Origin of the sequence: Pseudomonas sp. HMSC076A11 (genome assembly GCF_001810205.1) — a bacterium.
GTDB lineage: Bacteria > Pseudomonadota > Gammaproteobacteria > Pseudomonadales > Pseudomonadaceae > Pseudomonas > Pseudomonas aeruginosa.
Genome location: NZ_KV800318.1, coordinates 17,637 through 41,814, shown reverse-complemented (window position 1 = coordinate 41,814; position 24,178 = coordinate 17,637). Strand labels below are relative to the sequence as shown.

Below are 24,178 nucleotides of genomic sequence, written 5' to 3'. Positions count from 1 at the left end.
ATCCTTGGCGTCTTTTCACGGGCTCCAGGGACGAATGCCGATGAGCGAGATAATGGACGTCGAGCGGCTGCGCCAGCGCTGCGCGGCCGGCGAAAGCTTCAAATACCTGTATTTCTGGGGACATCGCCCGGCGACGGATGACAAGGTCGGCAAGAGCTGTTTCAGCCAGTGGTACGAGGCTTCGTTCAAGCTCGACGGGGTGCGCTACCCCAGCGCCGAGCATTACATGATGGCGGCCAAGGCACGCTTGTTCGACGACCCTAGGTTGCTCGAGCGCATCCTGGCGGCGCGCAGCCCAGGCGAGGCGAAGGCCCTCGGCCGCGAAGTCGCCGGCTTCGACGAGGCACGCTGGAACGCCGAGCGGGTGAGAATCGTGATCGAAGGCAACCTCGGCAAGTTCGGCCAGAACGCTTCGCTGAAGAAATACCTTCTGGGCACCGCCGACCGGGTGCTGGTCGAGGCCAGCCCGGTGGACGCGATCTGGGGCATCGGCCTGGCCGCGAGCGATCCCCTGGCAGCCGAGCCGGCGACCTGGCAAGGCCTCAACCTGCTCGGCTTCGCCCTGATGGAGGTGCGCCGGAGGCTGGCTCAGTAGTAGTACCAGCGCAGCTCCAGCTTCACCTCGTTGATCGGCTTGCCGACATGGCTGAACTCGCGTTCGGCGCTCAGGCGCAGGCCGAGGTCGCGGCCCAGCTCCACCTGCTGGACGAAGCCCAGGCTGCGGCGCACTTCACCGTTGTGGAAGTAGTCGCCCTTGGCCTCCAGGGTCAGGTTGCCCAGCGGGTTGCGCCACAGCAGGCCGCTGTCGAAGCCCACCGCCGGGGCGATGGCGGCGGCGAAGTCCCTGTTGTTCTCGATCCGCGCGGTGCCCATGGCGTAGAGCAGCAGGTCGTCGCCGAACATCCAGCTGCCGCCGGCGCCGCCGTTCAGGTGGCTGACCAGGTTTTCGTCGCCGTCCTCGCCCGGCACCCGCTCCAGGCCGCCGGCGACCTGCCAGGACAGCGGCTTGAGCAACTGGTTGCGCGGGGTCAGCGAGCGGATGGTGACCAGGTCGAGATTCTGCAACTGCCAGCGGTTGCCTTCGTACTGGCGCAGCTTGAGCTGGCCGATCTCGATCTGCGCGCCGAGGGGGAAGCCATAGGCGTTATCGGCGAGGTCATGGTAGGCCATGCGCAGGCCGTACTCGGCGAAGGCGCGGTCATCGCGGCTGCCGACGGCGAACTGCCAGGTCCGTGACTCGTGGCCGTCTTCCGGCTGGCCGGGGCGCTCGACCTGGAGGTCCGGCGGCGGGTTGCGGTTGATCGCACGCAACAGGTTGTAGCTGCGCGAGGCGATGCCGCTGTCACGCGCCTGACCGGTGGCGCGGTAGCGCACCAGGCGGAAGGCGGCGTCCTGGATCAGCGCCTGGCGCGGCATCGGCAGGGCCTTGAAGTCGGGAGCGTCGAGCAGGCTGTCGTCGTCCGCCAGGCGCTTGGCCCAGTCGCGCTCGGCATGGTCGAGCGGTTCGGCGCGGGCGAGCAGTTCCTTCTCGCGCGACGGCCGGTAGTCGATGCGCTCGATCAGCCCGGCGTTCTTCACCGCGCGGACGGTGTCGGTGGGGATCGCGGTAAGCGGGAACTGCTCGGTCAGCTCGATGCCCGGGCGGGCGATCTCCATCAGTTCGAGCAGGCGGAACGAACAGTTCTCGTCGAAGAAGTAGTAGTCGAAGCGGACCTGCTTGAGTTCCCAGACGTGTTCGACCATGCGCCCGGTCTCCTCGGGCGTGAGGTTCAGCTTGTATTCCCAGAGGTCGCGGTTCTCCAGGCGGCTGTATTCGGCCAGCTTCTCCCGGTACGGGACCAGCGCGAACAGGCCGGGATAGCCGCCCATCAGGCCTTTCCAGGCATAGAGGATGCTGTTGTCCATGCCTTCGATGTAGGCGCCGAAGTTCAGCGCGTAGCTGAGCAGGGCAGTGTTGTTGCTGGTGACGTCGGCCTGGTCGATGCGCAGCAGGGTGTGGCCGAACATCGACGACGGGCTGTTCAGGTAGGCCGCGGGGAACACCAGCACCGCACTGTGCGGGTTGATGTCGCGGTACCAGTTGTCGTATTCGCCGCACTGCGGCTGCGGCAGGTCGTCGAGTTGCAGTTGCTGGCGCAGCCAGCGGGTGCGCGCCGGGTAGACGCACTGAGCGTGCTTGTCGCCAAGGCTGGGCGAGGCATAGAGCGCCTTTAGCGTGGCCGCCAGTTCGGCGTCCGGGTGGCTCTCGCCGTTGTCGGCGAGGAAGAACCGCTCGTCGTCGACGTAGCTGCGCCAACCGCCGAGCTTGCCGCGTTCGTAGTGGCCGAGGGCGATCCAGTAGGGATCGGCGGCCAGTTGCTGGAGGCGGGCCTCGGGAACCGTGGGCGCAGCCAGAAGGGGGGAGCAGGCGCACAGCGCCATCCAGGGCAACAGGCGTTTCGGCATCGGCAAGGCTTAATGCTTGGGGAAAGGGGCCTGCCCGCGAACGGGCAGGCGGCGAGGCTCAGGCCTGCTCGGCGTACTTGGCCAGGCGGGCGTCCTGTTTCAGGATCGCCTGGGTGTTGGCATAGACGTCGGCGGCGGTGGCGTCGGACTTGTTGAAGATCTCGGAGAAATGCTCATGGGTGACGGCGGCGAAGTGCTCGCGGTCCTGCGGTTGCACGCCCAGCACCACGGCATAGGTGGTCAGCGCTTCGCCATTGCCCTTGGCCATGTCTTCGGACAGCTCGTCCATCATGCTGCCGAGCACCAGCAGGGGCTTGCCGCCATAGGACAGCGCGCCGTTGGTATGGCAGCCGTTGGTGCCGGTGGTCATGCCGAAGGTGTTGTTGCCGGAAGTACCGTTGGTGGTCGCCGCGACCACGTGGGTGGCCACGCCGCGCTGGCCTTTGAAGAGCATGTTGCCCCAGCCGCAGCCGGCGCCGCCGGGAGCGTCGGCGAAAGCGTTGAAGGAGGCGGCGGCGAACAGGGTACCGAGCAGAATCCGTTTCATCGTTTGTTCTCTCTTGAGGTGGATCGGAGCCATCTGGAGCGGGCCAGCGACGCCGTGAGCTTTTCGGAATGCCACCGGGGTGTCAAGGCACCGAATGGGTGGCAGCGCGCAATGCCGGGCGAAAATTGACCGGCGTCAGCGGCAATCCGCTTGGAACCGTCCAGACTTGGGAAAGTTCTGGTCGGTCTGAGCGAAACCGGCCTTGGTCAGCCGTTCCTCATGCAGGAGGTGGATATGAGCGCTTTCGACCCCGCTACCGCCCTGGAAACCCTGGCGACCGAGTACGCGGCACGCGCCGCGGCGATCCGCCGGGACCTGGCGCGCAGCCATTCGCCGGACTTTGCCGAGCAGGCGGTGCAGCGCCAGAACGACGAAGTGCTCGAAGGCCTGCTCGCCGAGGCGGAGGCGGGGATGCGCCAGGTCGGCCTGGCCCGCCTGCGCCTGGCGGAAGGTCGCTACGGCCAGTGCGAGCGCTGTGGCGAGGCTATCGAACCGGCGCGCCTGGCCGCCCTGCCTGCGGCGGAATACTGCCTGCGCTGCGCCGACCTGGTACATCGGTGAGATAGCGCCATCCGCGCCTTGTCAGTGGCGCGAGGCTGGGGGGAGAATGCGGGCGACGACACCCCGCGGCGATCTGCCGCCCGATGCAAGGATTCCCGATGCCCGATTCCGTCGCTGCCGGCCTGCGCCTGGCGCCAGAAGAACTGACCCGCCCGTTCGCTCCCGAGCAATTCGCCTTCGACACCACCGATGACCTGGAGCCCTTCCGCGGCGTGCTGGGCCAGGAGCGTGCGGTCGAGGCGCTGCAGTTCGGTGTGGCGATGCCGCGTCCGGGTTACAACGTATTCGTCATGGGCGAGCCGGGGACCGGACGCTTCTCCTTCGTCAAACGCTACCTGCAAGCCGAGGGCAAGCGCGTCGCCACGCCCTCCGACTGGGTCTACCTGAACAATTTCGACGAACCGCGCGAACCTCGGGTGATCGAGCTGCCGCCGGGCAGCGCGACCGAATTCAGCGCCGACATCGACCGCCTGATCGACAACCTGATGTCGACCTTCCCGGCGGTCTTCGAACATCCGGCCTACCAGCAGAAGAAGAACGCCGTCGACCGCGCTTTCAACCAGCGCTACGACCGCGCCCTGGACTCGGTGGAGCGGCGCGCCCTGGAGAAGGACGTGGCGCTGTACCGCGACAGCGCCAACGTCGCCTTCACCCCGATGAAGGACGGCAAGGCCCTCGACGAGGCCGAATTCGCCCAGTTGCCCGAAGCCGAGCGCGAGCGTTTCCACAAGGATATCGCCGCCCTCGAGGAGTACCTCAACGAGGAACTGGCGAGCCTGCCGCAGTGGAAGCGCGAGTCGAGCAACCAGTTGCGCGAGCTCAACGAGGAAACCATCACCCTGGCCCTGCAGCCCCTGCTGGCGCCTCTGGTGGAGAAGTACAACAACAACCCGGGCGTCTGCGCCTACCTGCAGGCGATGCAACTGAACCTGCTGAAGACCGTGGTCGACCAACTGGTCGACGACAGCCGCACCGACGCCCAGCGCAAGCAAGGGCTGATCGAGCAGTACGCGCCGAACCAGGCCATCGTCCACCACGCGACCAGCGGCGCGCCGGTGGTGTTCGAGTCGCACCCGACCTACGACAACCTGTTCGGCCGCATCGAGTACAGCTCGGACCAGGGGGCGCTCTACACCAGCTACCGGCAGTTGCGTCCGGGGGCGCTGCACCGGGCCAACGGCGGCTTCCTGATCCTGGAAGCGGAAAAGATGCTTGGCGAGCCGTTCGTCTGGGACGCGCTCAAGCGTGCCCTGCAGTCGCGCCAGTTGAAGATGGAGTCGCCGCTGGCCGAACTCGGCCGCCTGGCTGCGGTTTCCCTGACCCCCCAGGTGATCCCGCTGCAACTGAAGGTGATCATCATCGGCTCGCGGCAGATCTACTACACCCTGCAGGACCTCGATCCGGACTTCCAGGAGATGTTCCGGGTGCTGGTGGACTTCGACGAGGACATCCCGCTGGGCGAGGACAGCCTCGAACAGTTCGCCCAGTTGCTCAAGACGCGCACCTCGGAAGAGGGCATGGCGCCCCTCAGCGGCGCGGCGGTGGCGCGACTGGCGACCTACAGCGCGCGCCTGGCCGAGCACCAGGGGCGGCTTTCGGCACGGATCGGCGACCTGTTCCAGTTGGTCAGCGAAGCCGATTTCATCCGTCAGCTGGCGAACGAGGAGGTGATCCAGCTCGGCCACATCGAGCGTGCCCTCAAGGCCAAGCAGACCCGCACCGGACGAGTGTCGGCGCGGATCCTCGACGACATGCTGGCGGGGATCATCCTGATCGACACCGCTGGCGCCGCGGTCGGCAAGTGCAACGGACTGACCGTGCTGGAGGTGGGCGACTCGGTGTTCGGCGTGCCGGCGCGGATTTCCGCGACCGTCTATCCGGGCAGCAGCGGCATCGTCGATATCGAGCGCGAAGTCAACCTCGGCCAGCCGATCCACTCCAAGGGCGTGATGATCCTTACCGGCTACCTGGGTAGCCGCTACGCCCAGGAGTTCCCCCTGGAAATCTCCGCCAGCATCGCCCTGGAACAATCCTACGGCTACGTGGACGGCGACAGCGCCTCGCTGGGCGAGGTCTGCACGCTGATCTCGGCGCTGTCGCGGACGCCCTTGAAGCAGTGCTTCGCCATTACCGGCTCGATCAACCAGTTCGGCGAGGTGCAGGCGGTCGGCGGCGTCAACGAGAAGATCGAGGGCTTCTTCCGCCTCTGCGAAGCGCGCGGCCTGACCGGCGAACAGGGTGTGATCATCCCGCGCGCCAACGTCACTACCCTGATGCTCGACGAGCGCGTGTTGCAGGCGGTGCGCGCCGGGCAGTTCCACGTCTACGCGGTGCGCGAGGTGGACGAGGCGCTGGCGCTGCTGGTGGGCAAGCCGGTCGGTGCCCAGGACGAGAAGGGACGCTTCCCGAAAGGCAGCGTGAACGATCTGGTCGTGGCGCGCTTGCAGGAGATATCCGAACTCGGCATGGAAGAGGACGACAAGGAAAAGGACAAACCGGCGGAGAAAGAGACCGTCGTGGCGAAGGACAAGGCCGCGGCGAAGAAGGACTGAGCCTGGCGCGCTGTCGGAACCTGTCGAGGGCGGGGCTGGAAAGCCCCGCCCTCGTGCGTTTCAGCCCTGTGGACAAGTTCCCGCCGGCGCTATGCGGAACCTGGCGGCAGGTGTAGGCTCAAAACTGGGAACCCCCGTGAGGATGCCGCCATGCCGCGTAACCTCTGCCTCATCCGCCCTTGTCTGGGGCTGACCACGCGAATCGAATGCGTGGTCAGGCCGCTGGCCGGAGAGAACGGACTCTGGACCCTGCTTTGCGCCGCCGGCATGTCCGGCTCCCAGCCTTCGGCGATCAAGGCCCAGGGCCCCTTCCACGGACCGCTGGTGGCCGAAGGGGTGTTGCAGGCGATTGCCGACTGCCTGGCCCAGCAAGGCTATATCGAAGCCGTCGACCCGCCGATCTGGCGCTTGCACCTGCAGGGCGAACTGCGCCGACTCAATGGCGAACGACGGCCGCATGTCGGCGACTACCTGTTTCGCCCGGAATCCTGAGCGGCGCCTGGGCAAAGCCTGAGCAATCCGGCCGAGGCCCCGTGCCATCATCGCTGGCGGGATCCATCCCGGCTCGGTGCACATATTTATCCACAGATTTTCTGGATAAAAACCGCCGGCCGCTGCGTTATACTCGCCGCCCCATTTCCCCCTGCACATACACACAAGAGACCATGGAACGCTTTTTCGAAAACGCCATGTACGCCTCGCGCTGGCTGCTGGCTCCCATCTACATGGGCCTGTCGCTGGCGCTGCTGGCGTTGACCATCAAGTTCTTCCAGGAAATATTCCACGTCATCCCGAACATCTTCGCGATGGCCGAGGCCGACCTGATCCTGGTCCTGCTCTCACTGATCGACATGGCTCTGGTTGGCGGCCTGTTGGTCATGGTGATGATCTCCGGCTACGAGAACTTCGTTTCGCAACTGGACATCGACGAAGGCAAGGAAAAGCTCAGTTGGCTGGGCAAGATGGATTCCGGCTCGCTGAAGAACAAGGTGGCCGCCTCCATCGTGGCGATCTCTTCGATCCACCTGTTGCGCATCTTCATGGACGCGAAGAATGTGCCGGACAACAAGCTGATGTGGTACGTGATCATCCACATGACCTTCGTGCTCTCGGCGTTCGCCATGGGCTACCTGGATAAGCAGACCCGTCACTGACGACCCTCTCCAGTGTTTCGCTCGCGCCGCCCGGCCGTTGTAAAACGGACGGGCGGCGGCGTTTCCGGCTTGCGTTGCCTGCCGCCTGGGCAAGACTTTCCTGTGATATCGGGCGGACGCCGGGAGCGGGCGTCCTTCGCATCGTCGGGGCCTGCCGGCCGGACGATGCCGGGAATCGGGCCGGCGCTGTCGGGACCGAGGCGGTTGGCGGAAACCTGGAGGCTTCCGCTGCCTGCGCAACCTCGAGAGGTTCGCGATGAACATGCAGGATCTCGCCGGCCGGGTCCAGGCCGGACATATCGACGCCTTGCACCTGGTGTCGCTGGAGGGCGGCATCTATGTCCTGGAGGCGCAGATGGGCGACCGCGCCTATCCGGTGGAGGACGATCTCGGCCAGCCGGTCAGCCTGCGCTCCGTGGAGCATGCGCGCCAGGTACTGCGCGGGCTGGACAGGGTTCCGGTGGAGTTGGTGTGCGCCGATGTCGATGACGAGATGTGTGGACTCCTGGCCGAGTCGGGTTCGTTTATCGGCGGGCTGCCGCTGTCGATCCGCCAGGGTTGAGCACAAGCGGCTGCGCCGGTAGGGGGGAAGGGCCTTCTGTGCTAGGCTGGCCGCCCTTTTTCGACCCCACAGCGGAGCACCGCCATGAGCGAACTCAACCTGACCACTGACGAAGCCCGTGTCAGCTACGGCATCGGCCGTCAACTGGGCGACCAACTGCGCGAGAATCCGGTTCCGGGCATGACCCTGGACGCAGTCCTGGCCGGCCTGTCCGATGCGTTCGCAGGTATCGACAGCCGGGTTTCCGGCGAGGCGCTGTCGGCCAGCTTCCAGGTGATCCGCGAGCGCATGCAGGCCGAAGCCCAGGCCAAGGCCGAAGCCGCCGCTGGCGAAGGCCGCGCCTACCTGGCCGAGAACGCCAAGCGCGAAGGCGTGACCGTGCTGCCCTCGGGCCTGCAGTTCGAAGTGCTGAGCACTGGCGAGGGCGCCAAGCCTTCCCGCGAGGATACCGTGCGCACCCACTACCACGGCACCCTGATCGACGGCACCGTATTCGACAGCTCCTACCAGCGCGGCCAGCCGGCCGAGTTCCCGGTGGGCGGCGTGATCGCCGGCTGGGTCGAAGCGCTGCAACTGATGAACGCCGGCTCCAAGTGGCGCCTGCACGTACCGAGCGAACTGGCCTATGGCGGCCAGGCCGTCGGCAGCATTCCCCCGCACAGCGTGCTGGTGTTCGACGTCGAACTGCTGGAAATCCTCTGAGGCGCATCGGCCCCAGGAAGGAGCGAAACGCCCCGTCGACGCATCGACGGGGCGTTTTTCATGGCGGCATCAGTAGCGGGCATCCAGCGGACGCTTGTCCTTCGGCCAGTCCTTGATCTTGTCCGGGAAGTCCGGGCGCGGCTGGTGCGAAAAGTACTCCGCGACGTCCACTGCGTCCTGGTCGCTGAGGCCGCCCTGGCCGAGCGGGAAGCGTTCCTGGAAGCCGATCGGCATGTTGTGCTTGACGAAGGCGGCAGCGGTGAAGGTCCGCGCCATGCCGGCGCCGATATTGAACGACTCGTCGCCCCACAGCGGTGGGAAGAGCATCTCGCCGGCACTGTTCCTCAGCCCCTCGCCATTCTCGCCATGACACACCGCGCATTGTCGGGCGTAGACCTTGCGGCCGTTCTCCGGGTCGGGCTTCAGCGCCGGGTCGACCTTGCCGACGCCGCGGCCGGCGACCTTGTCCTGCGGCCGGGTGTTGTTCTTCATCCAGTCGAAGTAGGCCACCATCGCCTGCATGTCGGCAGAGTCCGGCGGCAGAGGCTTACCGTTCATCGAGCGCCGGAAGCAGCCGTTGATGCGTTCCTCCAGGCCGATGACCTTGCCCGCCCGGGGCGCGTAGCTGGGGAAGAACGCCGAGACGCCGACGAAGGGCGAGCCGTCGGCTACGGTTCCGGCGTTCAGGTGGCAACTGGTGCAGTTCAACTGGTTGCCGACGTTCGCCGGCAGCAGCTCGCGGGTCTCCAGGTGCAGGCGCATGCCGCGTACCACCTGTTCGGCGTTCGGCGCCGCGAGCATGTCCGCCAGGCGTGGAGAGACGAAGGTCGTGGCCGGGCCGTTGCCGGCCTCGATCCGCTGGCGCAGTTTCTTCACCTGGCCGGCATCGATCGACGAACCCTGGTTGCCCCAACTGCTGCGGACGAAGCTGAGGATCTCGGCGATTTCGCGGTCTTCCAGCTGGGCGAAGCCGGGCATGGTGTAGACCCGCGAGTGGGTTGCGGTCTGCGCGGTTTTCCAACCGGTAAGGGTGATATGCAGTAGCGTGCTCGGGTTGGCCGAAGCGACCGTGGGGTTGCCGGCCAGCGGCGGGAACATGCCCGGGACGCCGCTGCCGTCCTTGCGGTGGCAGTCGGAGCAGAACTGCGCGTAGCCGAGACCGCCCCGCGAGCTGTACAGGTCGACCGGTGCTGCCAGTGGGCGTTCGCTGTCGGGCATGGGCAGGTCGTCCTTGCCGGCCGGCAGGGACTTCAGGTAGCTGGCGATGGCCAGCAGATCGTCGTCGCTGAAGTGCTGGGTGCTGTGGTGGATGACATCGGTCATGCTGCCGGACACCGTGGCGAAGCGGTTCTGCCCGGTCTTCAGCAACTGCACGGTGTCCTCCACCGTCCACAGGTTGCGCAGGCTCAGGGCTTGCCATTGTTCGACGGTTTCTCCGGCGAGGTAGAACTGCCCGGAACGACCGGCTTCGCTCATGGCTTTTTCCTGGAAGGCGATGCCGCGCGGAGTATGGCAGGCGCCGCAGTGGCCGAGCCCCTGTACCAGGTAGGCGCCGCGGTTGATCACCGGGTCCGCGTCGCTGGAGGGGGTGAACGGCGCGTCGTCGAGGAACGCCCAGTTCCACAGCGACAGGCCCCAGCGCTGGTTGAACGGCCAGCTCATCGCGCTCGGCGTATTCGCCTGGGTGACGGGTTGCACGCCGTGCATCAGGTAGGCGTACAGCGCACGCATGTCTTCTTCGCTGATCTTGGCGTAGGACGGGTAGGGCATCGCCGGATAGAGATTCACTCCCTCGGCGGTCACCCCCTTGCGCATGGCGCGGTCGAACTCTTCGAAGCTGTAGCGGCCGATGCCGGTCTCCCGGTCGGGAGTGATGTTGGTCGAGTAGATGGTACCCATTGGCGTCTTCAGCTCCAGGCCGCCGGCCATCGGCGCGCCCTGCGGGCCGGTATGGCAGGCGATGCAGTCGCCGAGCTGGGCCACGTAGCGGCCTTTTTCGATGAGCGCAGCGTCCGTGGTCGGTTCGCTGGCATGGAGCAGGGGAACGATGGAGCACAGCGCGCCGAGCAAGCCGAGGCGCGGGAAAGAAGCAGGCATTTCCTCATCCTTAGGCGTAGGCCTGGGGCGGTCCCCTCGGCCACGGTCCATTCTTTTTTTCGTTATGCGGCCGTCGACAGGACGACGGTCACGCCGCTGTTGTAACGGCTTTCAGGCGAGGTCGGCTTGATGTGGATCAGGCAGGAATCCCTGTCGCGGCGAGGAGCTGCCGGCGTGCTCGGGCGAGGCGTTGCGGAAAGACCGGGACATGAGGAAAGTGACTCCGGGAAGGTCGTCCGTGACCTTCCCGGAACCGGCCGGAGGCGCCTTTGCCTCCGTTCGTGCGATCCGCCTCCCGGGCAGCGGCGCACGGATGACGCGTCCTGGCGTCATCGCAAAGGCTCAGCGCAGGGCGCGGGCGTAGCAGAAGAGGAACAGGTTGCGTACCAGCTCCTTGAGGATCAGCGGTTCGCTCGAGTTCAACTCGTGCAGGTCAAGGCCGCCCTGGTCACGCAGTTCGTCCAGCGCGTCTTCTTCCAGGACTGCGCAGATTTCCCCGGTTTCCCGGTGCAGGATCCGCAGGTAGGGGTGTGGCCGATCAAGCCAGGCATCGATCAAATAAGTCATGGCGCTCATCTCCGTGACAAGACTGTGAGATGAGAATAATTCTTATTATCGTAATAGCAAGTCTTGATCGTGCCTTTCGTCGCAAAACGAAAACGCCGCCGTGAAAACGGCGGCGTTCGTCACAAGTCGAGCCCGGTTCAGTGGGTTCGGGCGACAGCGAATTCGCTGAGTTCGACCAGGGCGGAGCGGTATTCGTTGTCCGGCAGCGTATCCAGGCAGGCGATGGCGCGGGCGGCGTAGTCGCGGGCGAGGTTGGCGGTATAGTCCAGGGCGCCGGCTGCCTCGACGGCGGCACAGACGCTCTCCAGGTCCTGGCTGCCACCTTGCTGGATGGCTTTGCGTACCAGCGCGGCCTGTTCCTCGGTGCCGTCGCGCATGGTGACGATCAGCGGCAGGGTGGGCTTGCCTTCGGCGAGGTCGTCGCCGACGTTCTTGCCGAGGGTCGCGGCGTCGCCGCGGTAGTCGAGCAGGTCGTCCACCAGCTGGAAGGCGATTCCCAGGTAGTCGCCGAAGCGGCGCAGTGCCTCGGACTGTTCCTCGCCGGCCTGGCACAGCGCGGCGGCGCTGTGGGTCGAGGCCTCGAAAAGCATCGCGGTCTTGCCGCGGATCACTTCCATGTAGGTCTCTTCGGTAGTGCTGGCGTCGCGTACCTTGGACAATTGCAGCACTTCGCCCTCGGCGATCACCCGGGTGGCCTGGGATATGATGCGCATGACCGGCATGGAACCCAGCTCGACCATCATTTCGAAGGAGCGGGCATAAAGGAAGTCGCCTACCAGCACGCTCGGCGCGTTGCCCCACAGGGCATTGGCGGTGGAGCGGCCGCGGCGCAGGCCGGAGGCGTCGACCACGTCGTCGTGCAGCAGAGTGGAGGTGTGCAGGAATTCGATGGTGGCGGCCAGCAGGCAGAGGTCGTCGCCCTTGTAGCCCAGGGTCTTGCCGGCGAGCAGGACCAGCAGCGGGCGCAGGCGCTTGCCGCCGGCGGAGATGATGTAGTCGCCGATCTTTTCCACCAGGGGAACGCGGGAGGTGAGTTGGCGACGGATGATCCCGTCGACGGCGGTGAAATCTTCCGCCACCACGCGGTAGAAGGCCTGGGGTTGCATCAGTGACAATAGCTCCACAAAGATTGCGCGGCATGCTAGGTGGCAGGGGGGGGACTGTCAAGGAAAGGCCCGTGGCACTTGCCTCGGCCTGGACCTTTCCGTACAATCGCGGGCCCTGAACTTCCTTGGCATACCCTGCCTTACGCAATTGCACGGGCGTCCGATCCGACCCCATGCAGCCATGCCGGCCGATTCCTACTTCTATAAAGCGTCGGGTGAGCAGGTTTAACGGAGATACACATGTACGCAGTGATTGTTACCGGTGGCAAGCAGCACAAAGTCACCGAAGGCGAATTCCTCAAGGTCGAGAAACTCGACGTCGCTACCGGCGAAGCGATCGATTTCGACCGCGTCCTGCTGGTTGCCAATGGCGAAGACGTGAAAATCGGCCTGCCGGTCGTCGAAGGTGCGAAGGTTACCGCTGAAGTGGTTTCCCACGGCCGTCACGACAAGGTCCGCATCATCAAGTTCCGCCGTCGTAAGCACCACATGAAGCGTCAGGGCCACCGCCAGTGGTTCACTGAAATCAAGATCACCGGCATTCAGGCCTAATTCCTTTCTGGAGGATATGACTCATGGCACACAAAAAAGCTGGCGGTTCTACCCGCAACGGCCGCGACTCAGAAAGTAAACGCCTTGGCGTGAAACTGTTCGGCGGCCAGGCTGTAAAGGCTGGCAACATCCTGGTTCGTCAGCGCGGCACCAAATTCCACGCCGGTTACGGCGTTGGCCTGGGCAAGGACCACACCCTGTTCGCGAAAGTGGACGGCGTGGTCAAGTTTGAGACCAAAGGCGCCTTTGGTCGCAAATACGTGAGCATCGTTGCTGCCTAAGCAATAGCTCGCTGAAAAAGCCCTGTCTCGCGACGGGGCTTTTTTGTTTCTGCGCCGGCTTCCGGCCATGCCCTGCTTTCGGGGCATCCTGTATCCTATGTTTTTTTCTGTTAACCCGCCCTCGTGGTGGGAGGCGTATCCATGAAATTCGTCGATGAAGTATCAATCCACGTGAAAGCCGGTGACGGCGGCAATGGCCTCATGAGCTTTCGTCGCGAGAAGTTCATCGAAAAGGGCGGTCCCAACGGCGGCGACGGTGGCGACGGCGGTTCCATCTATCTGGAAGCCGACGTCAACCTGAACACCCTGGTCGACTATCGCTACACCCGCCGTTTCGATGCCCAGCGCGGCGAGAACGGCGGCAGCAAGGACTGCACCGGGGCCAAGGGCGACGACCTGATCCTGCCGGTGCCGGTCGGTACCACCGTGATCGACGCCAATACCCAGGAAATCATCGGCGACCTGACCGAGCCCGGTCAGCGGCTGATGGTCGCTCAGGGCGGCTGGCACGGCCTCGGTAACACCCGTTTCAAATCCAGTACCAATCGGGCGCCGCGCCAGACCACCCCGGGCAAGCCGGGCGAGGCGCGTGACCTCAAGCTGGAACTGAAGGTGCTGGCCGACGTCGGCCTGCTGGGACTGCCGAATGCCGGCAAGAGCACTTTCATCCGTGCAGTGTCCGCGGCCAAGCCGAAGGTGGCCGACTATCCGTTCACCACCCTGGTGCCGAACCTCGGCGTGGTCAGCGTCGGTCGCTACAAGAGCTTCGTGGTCGCCGACATTCCCGGCCTGATCGAAGGTGCCGCCGAAGGCGCCGGGCTGGGCATCCGCTTCCTCAAGCATCTGGCGCGGACCCGTATCCTCCTGCATCTGGTGGACATGGCGCCGCTGGACGAAAGCGATCCGGCCGATGCCGCCGAGGTCATCGTTCGCGAGCTGGGTCGCTTCAGTCCGGCGCTGACCGAGCGCGAGCGCTGGCTGGTGCTGAACAAGATGGACCAGATCCTCGATCCGGCCGAGCGCGAGGCGCGCAAGCAGGCGGTGATCGAGCGGTTGGGCTGGGAAGGCCCGGTCTATGTGATCTCCGCCCTGGAGCGCGATGGCACCGAGGCGCTCAGCCAGGACATCATGCGCTATCTCGACGAGCGTACCTTGCGCCTGGAAGAGGATCCGCAGTATGCCGAGGAGCTGGCCGAACTCGACCGGCGTATCGAGGACGAGGCGCGGGCCCGTCTGCAGGCCCTGGACGATGCGCGCGCGCTGCGGCGTTCGGGTCTGAAGAACGCCGGTGCGGTGGATGACGATGATTTCGATGATGAGGAAGACGACGGCGACGGTCCGGAGATCTTCTACGTTCCCTGATGGCGTGATACCCCGCCGGGCGGGCCGGCGGGGCTGAAGAGTCGAAGCCTGGGCTTCTAAGGTTGAGGGTATGCGGGACAAGGTGACTGGCGCGCGGCGCTGGGTGGTGAAGATCGGTAGCGCCCTGCTGACGGCCGATGGCCGTGGGCTGGATCGCAATGCCATGGCCGTTTGGGTCGAGCAGATGGTGGCGCTGCATTGCGCCGGCATCGAGCTGGTGCTGGTGTCGTCCGGCGCCGTCGCCGCCGGTATGAGCCGCCTGGGCTGGGTGTCCCGACCTAGCGCGATGCACGAACTCCAGGCCGCCGCCTCGGTGGGACAGATGGGGTTGGTGCAGGCCTGGGAGTCCAGCTTCGCCCTGCATGGCCTGCAGACCGCCCAGGTGTTGCTGACCCATGACGACCTCTCCGACCGCAAGCGCTACCTGAACGCCCGCAGCACCCTGCGGACCCTGGTCGAGCTGGGCGTGGTCCCGGTGATCAACGAGAACGACACGGTGGTCACCGACGAGATCCGCTTCGGCGACAACGACACCCTGGCGGCACTGGTGGCCAACCTGGTCGAGGCCGACCTGCTGGTGATCCTTACCGATCGCGACGGTATGTTCGACGCCGATCCGCGCAACAATCCCGATGCCCAACTGATCTACGAGGCGCGTGCCGACGATCCGCAGCTCGATGCGGTGGCCGGCGGCAGTGCCGGCGCCCTGGGGCGCGGCGGAATGCAGACCAAGCTGCGGGCGGCGCGCCTGGCGGCGCGTTCCGGCGGGCATACGGTGATCGTCGGTGGGCGTATCGAGCGTGTCCTCGACCGCCTGCGCGCCGGCGAACGCCTCGGCACCCTGTTGACTCCTGATCGCAGTCGCAAGGCGGCGCGCAAGCAATGGCTGGCCGGCCACTTGCAGATGCGCGGCACCCTGGTGCTGGACGATGGGGCGGTGAAGGCGGTGAGCCAGGATCACAAGAGCCTGTTGCCGGTTGGGGTCAAGGCGGTCCAGGGCAGCTTCCGTCGCGGCGAGATGGTGGTCTGTGTGGACCAGGGTGGGCGCGAAGTGGCGCGCGGCCTGGTCAACTACAGTGCGCTGGAGGCGCAGAAGATCCTCGGTCAGCCGACGGATGCCATCGAGGCCTTGCTCGGCTACGTGGATGGGCCGGAGCTGGTGCATCGCGACAATCTGGTTCTGGTCTGAGGAGAGGGCGAATGCGCAAGCTCGCGGGGTTGCTGGGTGGTCTGCTGCTGTTGCCGGCGCTTGCCGGGGCGGAGGAGATCGGCGAGGTTTCCACGGTGTTCAAGTGGGTCGGGCCGAACGACAAGATTGTCGTCGAGGCTTTCGACGATCCCAAGGTGCAGGGCGTGACCTGCTATCTGTCGCGCGCCAAGACCGGTGGGGTCAAGGGCGGCCTGGGGCTGGCGGAGGATCGCGCCGAGGCGTCGATCGCCTGTCGCCAGGTGGGGCCGATCCAGTTCAGTGGTGAACTCAAGGATGGCGAAGAGGTGTTCAAGCAGCGCACTTCGCTGGTGTTCAAAAGCATGCAGGTGGTGCGCTTCTTCGATCGCAAGCGCAATGCCTTGGTCTATCTGGTCTACAGCGACCGGGTGATCGAAGGTAGTCCGCAGAACGCGGTGACGGCGATTCCCCTCATGCCCTGGCCGACCGCTCGCTGAGGCGAGCGAGTCGCGGGCAATAAAAAACCGGCCATTGGCCGGTTTTTTATTCGAGCAAGGCGTGCCTTAGGCGGCAGCGGTGCTGAGGGCCTTGATGTGGCCGCTCAGACGGCTCTTGTGACGAGCAGCCTTGTTCTTGTGGATGATGCCTTTGTCAGCCATGCGGTCGATCACCGGTACAGCGGCGGTGAAGGCGGCCTGGGCTTTTTCCAGGTCCTTGGCGTCGATGGCTTTCACGACGTTCTTGATGTAGGTGCGCACCATGGAGCGCAGGCTGGCGTTGTGGCTGCGACGCTTCTCAGCCTGTTTGGCGCGTTTTTTGGCGGAAGGTGTGTTGGCCACCGTCGAGCTCCTCGAAAAAAACTGGGTAAATAGCGAACAAATTAAGGCCGCGAATAATGCCGTTGCCTCCAGGGGTTGTCAAGGGGCTGCGCATGCGGCCGGAAAGATCGGCGACGGATGTCGCCTGCTTTCTTGCGGGTGATTTATTCCGGCGCGCATTCTACACTCGGCGCGCCCTTGCGGACCGCCGTTCGGCGGCGAGGGCGCACTCGCGCGATGAACCGGCCCGGCCGGTCGCGGTCTTGGACAGGATCAATTTCGACATGCCGGCAGCCCGACATCCATGAATCTTCTCAAATCATTGGCGGCGGTGAGTTCCATCACCATGCTGTCGCGGGTCCTCGGCTTCGTCCGCGATACCATCCTGGCGCGGATCTTCGGTGCCGGCCTCGCCACCGACGCCTTTTTCGTCGCCTTCAAGCTGCCCAACCTGTTGCGGCGGATCTTCGCCGAAGGGGCGTTTTCCCAGGCTTTCGTGCCGATCCTGGCAGAGTACAAGAACCAGCAGGGCGAGGAGGCGACGCGGACCTTCATCGCCTACGTTTCCGGCTTGCTCACGCTGGTGCTGGCGCTGGTCACGGCGCTCGGCATCCTCGCCGCGCCCTGGGTTATCTGGGTCACCGCGCCGGGCTTCGCCGATACCCCGGAAAAGTTCGCCCTGACCACCGACCTGCTGCGGGTGACCTTTCCTTATATATTGCTGATCTCGCTGTCGTCCCTGGCCGGCGCGATCCTCAACACCTGGAACCGCTTCTCTGTGCCGGCCTTCGTGCCGACCCTGCTGAACGTCGCAATGATCGGCTTCGCGCTGTTCCTCACGCCTTATTTCGATCCGCCGGTCATGGTGCTGGGCTGGGCGGTGCTGGCCGGCGGCCTGTTGCAGCTCCTCTATCAGCTGCCGCACCTGAGGAAGATCGGCATGCTCGTGCTGCCGCGCCTGAACCTCAGGGACAGCGGTGTCTGGCGGGTGATGAAGCTGATGCTGCCGGCGATCCTGGGGGTCTCGGTGAGCCAGATCTCGCTGATCATCAACACCATCTTCGCCTCGTTCCTGGCAGCCGGTTCGGTGTCCTGGATGTACTACGCCGACCGCCTGATGGAGCTGCCTTCCGGCGTATTGGGCGTGGCGCTGGGGACGATCCTCCTGCCGATGCTGGCGAAGACCTATTCGAACAAGGATCGCCATGAGTACTCGCGCCTGCTCGACTGGGGCCTGCGCCTGTGCTTCCTGCTGGTGCTGCCCTGTTCGCTGGCCCTGGCGATCCTCGCCGAACCTCTGACCGTCTCGCTGTTCCAGTACGGCAAGTTCACCACGGTGGACGCGGCGATGACCCAGCGCGCGCTGGTCGCCTACTCCGTCGGCCTGCTCGGCATCATCCTGGTCAAGGTTCTGGCGCCGGGCTTCTATGCCCAGCAGAACATCCGTACGCCAGTGAAGATCGCGCTCTTCACCCTGGTTTCCACCCAACTGATGAACCTGGCCTTCATCGGCCCGCTTCAGCATGCCGGCCTGGCCCTGTCCATCGGCCTGGCCGCCTGCCTGAATGCCGGGCTGCTCTACTGGCAACTGCGCAAGCAGCGTCTGTACCTGCCGCAACCGGGCTGGGCGAAGTTCCTGGTCAAGCTGGTGGTCGCGGTGCTGGTGATGTCGGCGGTACTGCTGGCCACGATGCACTGGCTGCCGGCCTGGGAGCAGGGCGCCATGCTGGAGCGATTCCTGCGCCTCGGCCTGCTGGTGGTTGCCGGTCTCCTGGCCTATTTCGGTATGCTCGCGCTGCTGGGTTTCCGCCTGCGCGACTTTTCCCGTCGGGCGGTGCTGTGAAGCGCGTCCGGGCTGGCGGCGGGATCATGCCGTTTTGCCTGTTGTCCGGCGCCCGGTACGCGTATAATCGACCACTTTCTGAGCAATAAGCGTGCTATGCAGCTGCTTCGCGGACTACACAACCTGCAGCCCCTGGCCGGGGGCTGCGTCGCCACCATCGGTAACTTCGACGGCGTCCACCTCGGGCACCAGGCTATCCTGGCGCGTCTGCGCGAGCGCTCGCTGGAGCTGGGCGTACCCAGCTGCGTGGTGATTTTCGAGCCGCAGCCGCGCGAGTTCTTCTCCCCCGATTCGGCGCCGGTGCGTCTGACCCGCCTGCGCGAGAAACTCGAGTTGCTGCGTGGGCAGGGCGTCGACGTGGTGCTCTGCCTGGCCTTCAACCGCCGCTTGCGCGAGCTGTCGGCAGCCGAGTTCGTCCGCCAGGTCCTGGTCGATGGACTGGCGGTGCGGCACCTTGAAGTGGGCGACGATTTCCGTTTCGGCTGCGACCGCTCCGGTGACTTCGCCTTCCTGGTGAACGCCAGTCGCGAGCAGGGGTTCACCGTCGAGGCGGCCGCCACCGTTGAACTGGACGGCGTGCGGGTGAGCAGCACGCGGGTCCGCCAGGCCCTGTCCGAGGGCGACCTGCATCTCGCCGAGCGCCTTCTGGGGCGTCCCTTCAGCCTGAGCGGACGGGTCCTGCATGGACAGAAACTCGGCCGGCAACTGGGCTCGCCCACGGCCAACATTCAACTGAAACGGCGCAAGGCGCCGTTGAACGGGGTCTACCTGGTCAGTACGCTGGTCGATGGCCAGCGTTGCCAGGGGGTGGCGAACATCGGCACCCGCCCTTCGGTGAACGGCGACGGCCGTCCCCATCTGGAAGTGCACCTGCTCGATTTCGCCGGCGATCTATACGGCCGGCATCTGCAGGTGACCTTCCACCAGAAGCTGCGCGACGAGCAGCGTTTTGCCTCCCTGGAGGCACTCAAGGCGGCGATTCTCGCGGATATCGCCGCCGCCCGGGCCTACTGGCTGGGCCAACCGCTTGATTGAAGAGATCCTGAACAGGCCCTGAGATGACCGACTACAAAGCGACGCTAAACCTTCCGGAAACCGCCTTCCCAATGAAAGCCGGCCTGCCCCAGCGCGAGCCGGAAACCCTGAAGTTCTGGAACGACATCGGTCTGTACCAGAAGCTGCGGGCCATTGGCGGCGACCGTCCGAAGTTCGTCCTGCACGATGGCCCTCCGTACGCCAACGGCAGCATTCACATCGGTCACGCGGTCAACAAGATTCTCAAGGACATCATTGTCCGCTCCAAGACCCTGGCGGGCTACGACGCGCCCTATGTGCCGGGCTGGGATTGCCACGGCCTGCCCATCGAGCACAAGGTCGAGACCACCCACGGCAAGAATCTTCCGGCGGACAAGACCCGCGAACTGTGCCGCGAATACGCAGCCGAGCAGATCGAAGGGCAGAAGGCCGACTTCATCCGCCTGGGCGTGCTCGGCGAGTGGGACAACCCCTACAAGACCATGAATTTCGCCAACGAGGCGAACGAAATCCGCGCCCTCGCGGAAATGGTCAAGCAGGACTTCGTGTTCAAGGGCCTGAAGCCGGTCAACTGGTGCTTCGACTGTGGTTCGGCGCTGGCCGAGGCCGAGGTCGAGTACGCCGACAAGAAGTCGCCGACCATAGACGTCGGCTTCCCGGTGGCGGATGCCGACAAGCTGGCCGCGGCCTTCGGCCTGGCGGCCCTGGACAAGCCGGCGCAGATCGTCATCTGGACCACCACGCCCTGGACCATCCCGGCCAACCAGGCGCTGAACGTGCATCCGGAGATCGACTACGCGCTGGTCGATGCCGGCGATCGCTACCTGGTGCTGGCCGAGGCCCTGGTCGAGTCCTGCCTGGCGCGCTACCAGCGCGAGGGCAAGGTGGTCGCCACCGCCAAGGGCGAGGCGCTGGAACTGATCAACTTCCGCCATCCGTTCTACGAGCGCCTGTCGCCGGTCTACCTGGCCGACTACGTGGCCCTCGACGCCGGCACCGGTATCGTCCACTCGTCGCCGGCCTACGGCGAAGACGACTTCTATACCTGCAAGCGCTACGGGATGAGCAACGACGACATCCTCAGCCCGGTGCAGAGCAACGGCGTCTACGTCGACTCGTTGCCGTTCTTCGGCGGCCAGTTCATCTGGAAGGCCAACCCCAACGTGGTGGCCAAGCTGGAAGAGGTCGGCAGCCTGCTGGCCCACGAAACCATCAATCACAGCTACATGCACTGCTGGCGGCACAAGACGCCGCTGATCTATCGCGCCACCGCGCAGTGGTTCGTCGGCATGGACAAGCAGCCCAGGCAGGGTGCTTCCCTGCGCGAGCGAGCGCTGGAAGCCATCACCCAGACCGAATTCGTCCCGGGCTGGGGCCAGGCGCGCCTGCACGGAATGATCGCCGGGCGTCCCGACTGGTGCATCTCGCGCCAGCGCAACTGGGGCGTACCGATCCCGTTCTTCCTGCACAAGGCCAGCGGCGAACTGCATCCACGCACCGTCGAGCTGATGGAAGAGGTCGCGCAGCGAGTCGAGAAGGAAGGCATCGAAGCCTGGTTCAAGCTCGACGCCGCCGAGTTGCTCGGCGAGGAGGCCGCGCAGTACGACAAGATCAACGACACCCTGGACGTCTGGTTCGACTCCGGCACCACCCACTGGCACGTGCTGCGTGGTTCCCACCGGATCGGCCATGCCAGCGGCCCGGTCGCCGATCTCTACCTGGAAGGTTCCGACCAGCACCGCGGCTGGTTCCACTCCTCGCTGCTGACCGGCTGCGCGATCGACAACCATGCGCCGTACCGCCAGTTGCTGACCCACGGTTTCACCGTCGACGAGTCCGGCCGCAAGATGTCCAAGTCACTGGGCAATACCGTGGTGCCGCAGACCGTCATCGATACCCTGGGCGCCGACATCCTGCGCCTGTGGGTAGCCTCGACCGATTACTCGGGCGAGATCGCGGTATCCCAGCAGATTCTCCAGCGCAGCGCCGATGCCTACCGGCGGATCCGCAATACCACGCGCTTCCTGCTGTCCAACCTGAACGGTTTCGATCCGGCCACGGATCTGCTGCCGCCCCAGGAAATGCTGGCCCTGGATCGCTGGGCGGTCGACCGCGCCCTGCTCTTGCAGCGCGAGATCGAAGAGGCGTACCGCGAGTACCGCTTCTGGAACGTCTATTCCAAGGTGCACAACTTCTGCGTACAGGAGCTGGGCGGGTTCTACCTGGACATCATCAAGGACCGCCAGTACACCACCGGCGCCAACAGCGTCGCCCGGCGCTCCTGCCAGACCGCACTGTTCCACATCGCCGAGGCCCTCGTGCGCTGGATCGCCCCGATCCTGGCGTTCACCGCCGAGGAAGTCTGGAAGTTCCTGCCCGGCGAGCGCGCCGAGTCGGTAATGCTCGCCACCTGGTACGACGGCCTCAGCGAACTGCCGGCCGACGTGACGCTGAATCGCCAGTACTGGGAACAGGTCATGGCGGTGAAGGCCGCGGTCAACAAGGAGCTGGAGAACCAGCGCGCGGCCAAGGCCGTGGGCGGCAACCTGCAGGCCGAGGTCACCCTGTATGCGGAAGACGCGCTGCAGGCCCAATTGGCCAAGCTGGGCAACGAGCTACGCTTCGTCCTGATCACCTCGACCGCGACCCTGGCGCCGCTGTCGGCGGCTCCGGCCGACGCGGTGGACAGCGAAGTCGCCGGCCTCAAGCTGAAAGTGGTCAAGTCGACCCACGCCAAGTGCGGTCGTTGCTGGCACCATCGCGAGGACGTCGGTCAGCACGCTGCGCATCCTGACCTGTGTGGTCGCTGCATCGAGAACATCGAAGGCAGCGGCGAGGTTCGCCACTATGCCTGAGGTCGATCGTTTCGGGCGCTTGCCCTGGTTGTGGATCACCGTGCTGGTGTTCGTCCTCGACCAGCTCAGCAAGGCGTTCTTCCAGGCCGAACTGAGCATGTACCAGCAGATCGTGGTGATCCCCGATCTGTTCAGCTGGACCCTGGCCTACAACACCGGTGCCGCCTTCAGCTTCCTGGCCGACAGCTCGGGCTGGCAGCGCTGGCTGTTCGCCCTGATCGCCATCGTCGTCAGCGCGATCCTGGTGGTCTGGCTGAAACGCCTGAAGAAAGGCGAGACCTGGTTGGCCATCGCCCTGGCGCTGGTGCTCGGCGGCGCCCTGGGCAACCTCTACGACCGCATGGTCCTTGGCCACGTGGTGGACTTCATCCTGGTGCACTGGCAGAACCGCTGGTACTTCCCGGCGTTCAACCTGGCCGATAGCGCCATCACCGTCGGCGCCGTCATGCTGGCGCTCGACATGTTCAGATCGAAGAAATCCGGAGAAGCCGCCCATGGCTGAGTCGACCCGCATTGGCCAGGAGAGCCGCGTCACCCTGCATTTCGCCCTCAAGCTGGAGGACGGCAACGTCGTCGACAGCACCTTCGACAAGCAGCCGGCCTCGTTCAAGGTCGGCGACGGCAACCTGCTGCCGGGCTTCGAACAGGCGCTGTTCGGCTTGAAGGCTGGCGACAAGCGCACCCTGAGCATTCTTCCCGAGCAGGGTTTCGGCCAGCCGAATCCGCAGAACGTGCAGATCATGCCGCGCGACCAGTTCCAGGACATGGAGCTGGCCGAGGGCCTGCTGGTGATCTTCAACGACGCGGCCAAGACCGAACTGCCGGGCGTGGTCAAGGCGTTCGATGAGCAGCAGGTGACCGTCGACTTCAATCATCCGCTGGCCGGCAAGACCCTGGCCTTCGAAGTCGAGATCATCGACGTCCAGCCGGCCTGAACCGCCGGTCGCTGCGCCCTTCCCAAGCGGGGAGGGCGGTAGCAAGGTTCATTCGTCCAATCACCGCGTCGCCCACGAGACCGCCATGCAAATCAAACTCGCCAATCCCCGCGGCTTCTGCGCCGGCGTGGATCGCGCCATCGAGATCGTCAACCGTGCCCTCGATGTCTTCGGCCCGCCGATCTACGTGCGTCACGAGGTGGTGCACAACAAGTTCGTCGTGGACAACCTGCGCCAGCGCGGCGCCATCTTCGTCGAGGAACTCGATCAGGTGCCGGACAACGTCATCGTCATCTTCAGCGCCCACGGCGTTTCCCAGGCGGTCCGCAAGGAAGCCGAGGGGCGCGGCCTGAAGGTTTTCGACGCGACCTGCCCGCTGGTGACCAAGGTGCACATGGAAGTGGTGCGCTACAGCCGCGACGGCCACGAATGCGTGCTGATCGGGCATGAAGGGCACCCCGAGGTGGAAGGCACCATGGGCCAGTACGATGCCAGCAACGGTGGTGCCATCTACCTGGTGGAGGACGAGGCCGACGTCGCCGCGCTGGAGGTGCGCAAGCCCGAAGCCCTGCACTACGTGACCCAGACGACCCTGTCGATGGACGACACCTCGAAGGTCATCGATGCCCTGCGCGCCAAGTTCCCACAGATCCAGGGACCGCGCAAGAACGACATCTGCTATGCCACCCAGAACCGCCAGGATGCCGTGAAGGAACTGGCCGACCAGTGCGACATGGTCCTGGTGGTGGGCAGCCCCAACAGTTCCAACTCCAACCGCCTGCGCGAACTCGCCGAGCGGATGGGCACGCCGGCCTACCTGATCGACGGCGCCGAGGACATGCAACGCGGCTGGTTCGACGGTGTGCGTCGCATCGGAATCACCGCAGGCGCTTCCGCGCCGGAAGTGCTGGTGCGCGGCGTGATCGCCCAGCTACGCGAGTGGGGGGCGTCGGAGGAGCAGGAACTGGAGGGGCGGGAGGAGAACATTACCTTCTCGATGCCCAAGGAACTGCGGGTCAAGGCTTTGTGAACCGTG

Annotated in this window: 24 protein-coding genes; 18 read left to right on the top strand and 6 right to left on the bottom strand. The window is 65.2% G+C overall.

Annotation, left to right across the window (positions count from 1 at the left end; all coding sequences use genetic code 11):
* Positions 1-40: 40 nt before the first annotated feature.
* Positions 41-595, top strand: a complete 555-nt coding sequence (locus HMPREF2716_RS24125) for an NADAR family protein (RefSeq protein WP_043492108.1) — start codon at positions 41-43, stop codon at positions 593-595.
* Here the strand turns inward: HMPREF2716_RS24125 and HMPREF2716_RS24120 are convergent.
* Positions 589-2,445, bottom strand: a complete 1,857-nt coding sequence (locus HMPREF2716_RS24120) for an Lnb N-terminal periplasmic domain-containing protein (protein WP_003105110.1) — start codon at positions 2,443-2,445, stop codon at positions 589-591. The genes HMPREF2716_RS24125 and HMPREF2716_RS24120 overlap by 7 nt on opposite strands.
* A 58-nt stretch (positions 2,446-2,503) precedes the next feature.
* Entirely contained in the window at positions 2,504-2,992 is a 489-nt protein-coding gene (locus HMPREF2716_RS24115; protein WP_003094783.1) for a DUF3015 domain-containing protein, read from the bottom strand.
* A 234-nt stretch (positions 2,993-3,226) separates the two neighbouring features.
* On the opposite strand from HMPREF2716_RS24115, the gene HMPREF2716_RS24110 reads away from it, so the two are divergent.
* From HMPREF2716_RS24110 to HMPREF2716_RS24085, 6 genes are all read left to right on the top strand, one after another.
* Positions 3,227-3,553, top strand: coding sequence for a TraR/DksA family transcriptional regulator (locus tag HMPREF2716_RS24110; protein WP_003112819.1), 327 nt, complete (start codon positions 3,227-3,229; stop codon positions 3,551-3,553).
* 98 nt (positions 3,554-3,651) lie between these two features.
* Positions 3,652-6,105, top strand: a complete 2,454-nt coding sequence (locus HMPREF2716_RS24105) for a Lon protease family protein (RefSeq protein ID WP_003105114.1) — start codon at positions 3,652-3,654, stop codon at positions 6,103-6,105.
* A 150-nt stretch (positions 6,106-6,255) separates the two neighbouring features.
* Positions 6,256-6,597 (top strand): PA4575 family protein, encoded by a 342-nt coding sequence (locus tag HMPREF2716_RS24100; RefSeq protein WP_003094775.1) that lies wholly within the window; start codon positions 6,256-6,258, stop codon positions 6,595-6,597.
* Positions 6,598-6,770: 173 nt separating this feature from the next.
* Positions 6,771-7,259, top strand: a complete 489-nt coding sequence (locus HMPREF2716_RS24095) for a TIGR00645 family protein (protein WP_003094773.1) — start codon at positions 6,771-6,773, stop codon at positions 7,257-7,259.
* Positions 7,260-7,515: 256 nt separating this feature from the next.
* Entirely contained in the window at positions 7,516-7,821 is a 306-nt protein-coding gene (locus HMPREF2716_RS24090) for a DUF6482 family protein (RefSeq protein ID WP_003105116.1), read from the top strand.
* Positions 7,822-7,905: 84 nt separating this feature from the next.
* Complete coding sequence (locus HMPREF2716_RS24085) at positions 7,906-8,523, top strand: BamJ family beta-barrel-assembly machinery protein (protein WP_003094769.1); 618 nt, start codon at positions 7,906-7,908, stop codon at positions 8,521-8,523.
* A gap of 69 nt (positions 8,524-8,592) precedes the next feature.
* On the opposite strand, the gene HMPREF2716_RS24080 is transcribed toward HMPREF2716_RS24085, so the two are convergent.
* The 3 genes from HMPREF2716_RS24080 to HMPREF2716_RS24070 form a co-directional block, all read right to left on the bottom strand.
* Positions 8,593-10,620, bottom strand: coding sequence for a c-type cytochrome (locus HMPREF2716_RS24080; protein ID WP_003141558.1), 2,028 nt, complete (start codon positions 10,618-10,620; stop codon positions 8,593-8,595).
* A gap of 342 nt (positions 10,621-10,962) precedes the next feature.
* Positions 10,963-11,187, bottom strand: a complete 225-nt coding sequence (locus HMPREF2716_RS24075) for a PA4570 family protein (protein ID WP_003094765.1) — start codon at positions 11,185-11,187, stop codon at positions 10,963-10,965.
* Between the two features lie 137 nt (positions 11,188-11,324).
* Positions 11,325-12,293 (bottom strand): polyprenyl synthetase family protein, encoded by a 969-nt coding sequence (locus HMPREF2716_RS24070; protein ID WP_003094763.1) that lies wholly within the window; start codon positions 12,291-12,293, stop codon positions 11,325-11,327.
* Between the two features lie 240 nt (positions 12,294-12,533).
* Here HMPREF2716_RS24070 and rplU point away from each other — a divergent pair, with 240 nt between their 5' ends.
* The 5 genes from rplU to HMPREF2716_RS24045 all read left to right on the top strand — a co-directional run bounded on the left by rplU (position 12,534) and on the right by HMPREF2716_RS24045 (position 16,153).
* Positions 12,534-12,845, top strand: a complete 312-nt coding sequence (gene rplU, locus HMPREF2716_RS24065; RefSeq protein WP_003094761.1) for a 50S ribosomal protein L21 — start codon at positions 12,534-12,536, stop codon at positions 12,843-12,845.
* A 23-nt stretch (positions 12,846-12,868) separates the two neighbouring features.
* Positions 12,869-13,126, top strand: a complete 258-nt coding sequence (rpmA, locus tag HMPREF2716_RS24060) for a 50S ribosomal protein L27 (RefSeq protein ID WP_003094760.1) — start codon at positions 12,869-12,871, stop codon at positions 13,124-13,126.
* Positions 13,127-13,267: 141 nt separating this feature from the next.
* The gene (gene cgtA / locus HMPREF2716_RS24055) at positions 13,268-14,488 is read left to right on the top strand and encodes an Obg family GTPase CgtA (protein WP_003094758.1); all 1,221 of its coding nucleotides are present in this window, start codon (positions 13,268-13,270) and stop codon (positions 14,486-14,488) included.
* 70 nt (positions 14,489-14,558) lie between these two features.
* Positions 14,559-15,677, top strand: a complete 1,119-nt coding sequence (proB, locus tag HMPREF2716_RS24050; protein ID WP_003094756.1) for a glutamate 5-kinase — start codon at positions 14,559-14,561, stop codon at positions 15,675-15,677.
* Positions 15,678-15,688: 11 nt separating this feature from the next.
* On the top strand, positions 15,689-16,153 hold the full coding sequence (locus tag HMPREF2716_RS24045) for a CreA family protein (protein WP_003094746.1): 465 nt from the start codon (positions 15,689-15,691) through the stop codon (positions 16,151-16,153).
* A gap of 66 nt (positions 16,154-16,219) precedes the next feature.
* On the opposite strand, the gene rpsT is transcribed toward HMPREF2716_RS24045, so the two are convergent.
* Positions 16,220-16,495 (bottom strand): 30S ribosomal protein S20, encoded by a 276-nt coding sequence (rpsT, locus tag HMPREF2716_RS24040; RefSeq protein ID WP_003094744.1) that lies wholly within the window; start codon positions 16,493-16,495, stop codon positions 16,220-16,222.
* A 283-nt stretch (positions 16,496-16,778) separates the two neighbouring features.
* On the opposite strand from rpsT, the gene murJ reads away from it, so the two are divergent.
* From murJ to ispH, 6 genes are all read left to right on the top strand, one after another.
* Positions 16,779-18,317: a murein biosynthesis integral membrane protein MurJ gene (gene murJ, locus HMPREF2716_RS24035; RefSeq protein ID WP_023435611.1), complete on the top strand. Its 1,539-nt coding sequence runs from the start codon at positions 16,779-16,781 to the stop codon at positions 18,315-18,317.
* A gap of 96 nt (positions 18,318-18,413) precedes the next feature.
* Positions 18,414-19,352, top strand: coding sequence for a bifunctional riboflavin kinase/FAD synthetase (gene ribF, locus HMPREF2716_RS24030; protein WP_023518094.1), 939 nt, complete (start codon positions 18,414-18,416; stop codon positions 19,350-19,352).
* Between the two features lie 23 nt (positions 19,353-19,375).
* Positions 19,376-22,207, top strand: a complete 2,832-nt coding sequence (gene ileS, locus HMPREF2716_RS24025) for an isoleucine--tRNA ligase (RefSeq protein WP_003094730.1) — start codon at positions 19,376-19,378, stop codon at positions 22,205-22,207.
* Entirely contained in the window at positions 22,200-22,709 is a 510-nt protein-coding gene (gene lspA / locus HMPREF2716_RS24020) for a signal peptidase II (protein ID WP_003094728.1), read from the top strand. Before ileS ends, lspA begins: the two co-directional genes overlap by 8 nt.
* Positions 22,702-23,142: an FKBP-type peptidyl-prolyl cis-trans isomerase gene (gene fkpB, locus HMPREF2716_RS24015; RefSeq protein WP_003102613.1), complete on the top strand. Its 441-nt coding sequence runs from the start codon at positions 22,702-22,704 to the stop codon at positions 23,140-23,142. The genes lspA and fkpB overlap by 8 nt, the downstream gene beginning before the upstream one ends.
* An 85-nt stretch (positions 23,143-23,227) precedes the next feature.
* A complete protein-coding gene (gene ispH, locus HMPREF2716_RS24010; RefSeq protein WP_003094724.1) occupies positions 23,228-24,172 on the top strand; it encodes a 4-hydroxy-3-methylbut-2-enyl diphosphate reductase in 945 nt (314 codons plus the stop codon).
* Positions 24,173-24,178: the final 6 nt, after the last annotated feature.

What these genes read in the sequence shown, in the direction of transcription:
- HMPREF2716_RS24120 (WP_003105110.1), bottom strand. Translation starts at nt 2,445, where the DNA reads ATGCCGAAACGCCTGTTGCCCTGGATGGCGCTGTGCGCCTGCTCCCCC.
- HMPREF2716_RS24075 (WP_003094765.1), bottom strand. Translation starts at nt 11,187, where the DNA reads ATGACTTATTTGATCGATGCCTGGCTTGATCGGCCACACCCCTACCTG.
- ribF (WP_023518094.1), top strand. Translation starts at nt 18,414, where the DNA reads ATGCAGCTGCTTCGCGGACTACACAACCTGCAGCCCCTGGCCGGGGGC.
- HMPREF2716_RS24045 (WP_003094746.1), top strand. Translation starts at nt 15,689, where the DNA reads ATGCGCAAGCTCGCGGGGTTGCTGGGTGGTCTGCTGCTGTTGCCGGCG.
- fkpB (WP_003102613.1), top strand. Translation starts at nt 22,702, where the DNA reads ATGGCTGAGTCGACCCGCATTGGCCAGGAGAGCCGCGTCACCCTGCAT.
- HMPREF2716_RS24080 (WP_003141558.1), bottom strand. Translation starts at nt 10,620, where the DNA reads ATGCCTGCTTCTTTCCCGCGCCTCGGCTTGCTCGGCGCGCTGTGCTCC.
- murJ (WP_023435611.1), top strand. Translation starts at nt 16,779, where the DNA reads ATGAATCTTCTCAAATCATTGGCGGCGGTGAGTTCCATCACCATGCTG.
- HMPREF2716_RS24110 (WP_003112819.1), top strand. Translation starts at nt 3,227, where the DNA reads ATGAGCGCTTTCGACCCCGCTACCGCCCTGGAAACCCTGGCGACCGAG.
- HMPREF2716_RS24105 (WP_003105114.1), top strand. Translation starts at nt 3,652, where the DNA reads ATGCCCGATTCCGTCGCTGCCGGCCTGCGCCTGGCGCCAGAAGAACTG.
- lspA (WP_003094728.1), top strand. Translation starts at nt 22,200, where the DNA reads ATGCCTGAGGTCGATCGTTTCGGGCGCTTGCCCTGGTTGTGGATCACC.
- rpmA (WP_003094760.1), top strand. Translation starts at nt 12,869, where the DNA reads ATGGCACACAAAAAAGCTGGCGGTTCTACCCGCAACGGCCGCGACTCA.
- HMPREF2716_RS24115 (WP_003094783.1), bottom strand. Translation starts at nt 2,992, where the DNA reads ATGAAACGGATTCTGCTCGGTACCCTGTTCGCCGCCGCCTCCTTCAAC.
- cgtA (WP_003094758.1), top strand. Translation starts at nt 13,268, where the DNA reads ATGAAATTCGTCGATGAAGTATCAATCCACGTGAAAGCCGGTGACGGC.
- HMPREF2716_RS24090 (WP_003105116.1), top strand. Translation starts at nt 7,516, where the DNA reads ATGAACATGCAGGATCTCGCCGGCCGGGTCCAGGCCGGACATATCGAC.
- HMPREF2716_RS24070 (WP_003094763.1), bottom strand. Translation starts at nt 12,293, where the DNA reads ATGCAACCCCAGGCCTTCTACCGCGTGGTGGCGGAAGATTTCACCGCC.
- ispH (WP_003094724.1), top strand. Translation starts at nt 23,228, where the DNA reads ATGCAAATCAAACTCGCCAATCCCCGCGGCTTCTGCGCCGGCGTGGAT.
- HMPREF2716_RS24085 (WP_003094769.1), top strand. Translation starts at nt 7,906, where the DNA reads ATGAGCGAACTCAACCTGACCACTGACGAAGCCCGTGTCAGCTACGGC.
- HMPREF2716_RS24125 (WP_043492108.1), top strand. Translation starts at nt 41, where the DNA reads ATGAGCGAGATAATGGACGTCGAGCGGCTGCGCCAGCGCTGCGCGGCC.
- rplU (WP_003094761.1), top strand. Translation starts at nt 12,534, where the DNA reads ATGTACGCAGTGATTGTTACCGGTGGCAAGCAGCACAAAGTCACCGAA.
- HMPREF2716_RS24100 (WP_003094775.1), top strand. Translation starts at nt 6,256, where the DNA reads ATGCCGCGTAACCTCTGCCTCATCCGCCCTTGTCTGGGGCTGACCACG.
- proB (WP_003094756.1), top strand. Translation starts at nt 14,559, where the DNA reads ATGCGGGACAAGGTGACTGGCGCGCGGCGCTGGGTGGTGAAGATCGGT.
- ileS (WP_003094730.1), top strand. Translation starts at nt 19,376, where the DNA reads ATGACCGACTACAAAGCGACGCTAAACCTTCCGGAAACCGCCTTCCCA.
- HMPREF2716_RS24095 (WP_003094773.1), top strand. Translation starts at nt 6,771, where the DNA reads ATGGAACGCTTTTTCGAAAACGCCATGTACGCCTCGCGCTGGCTGCTG.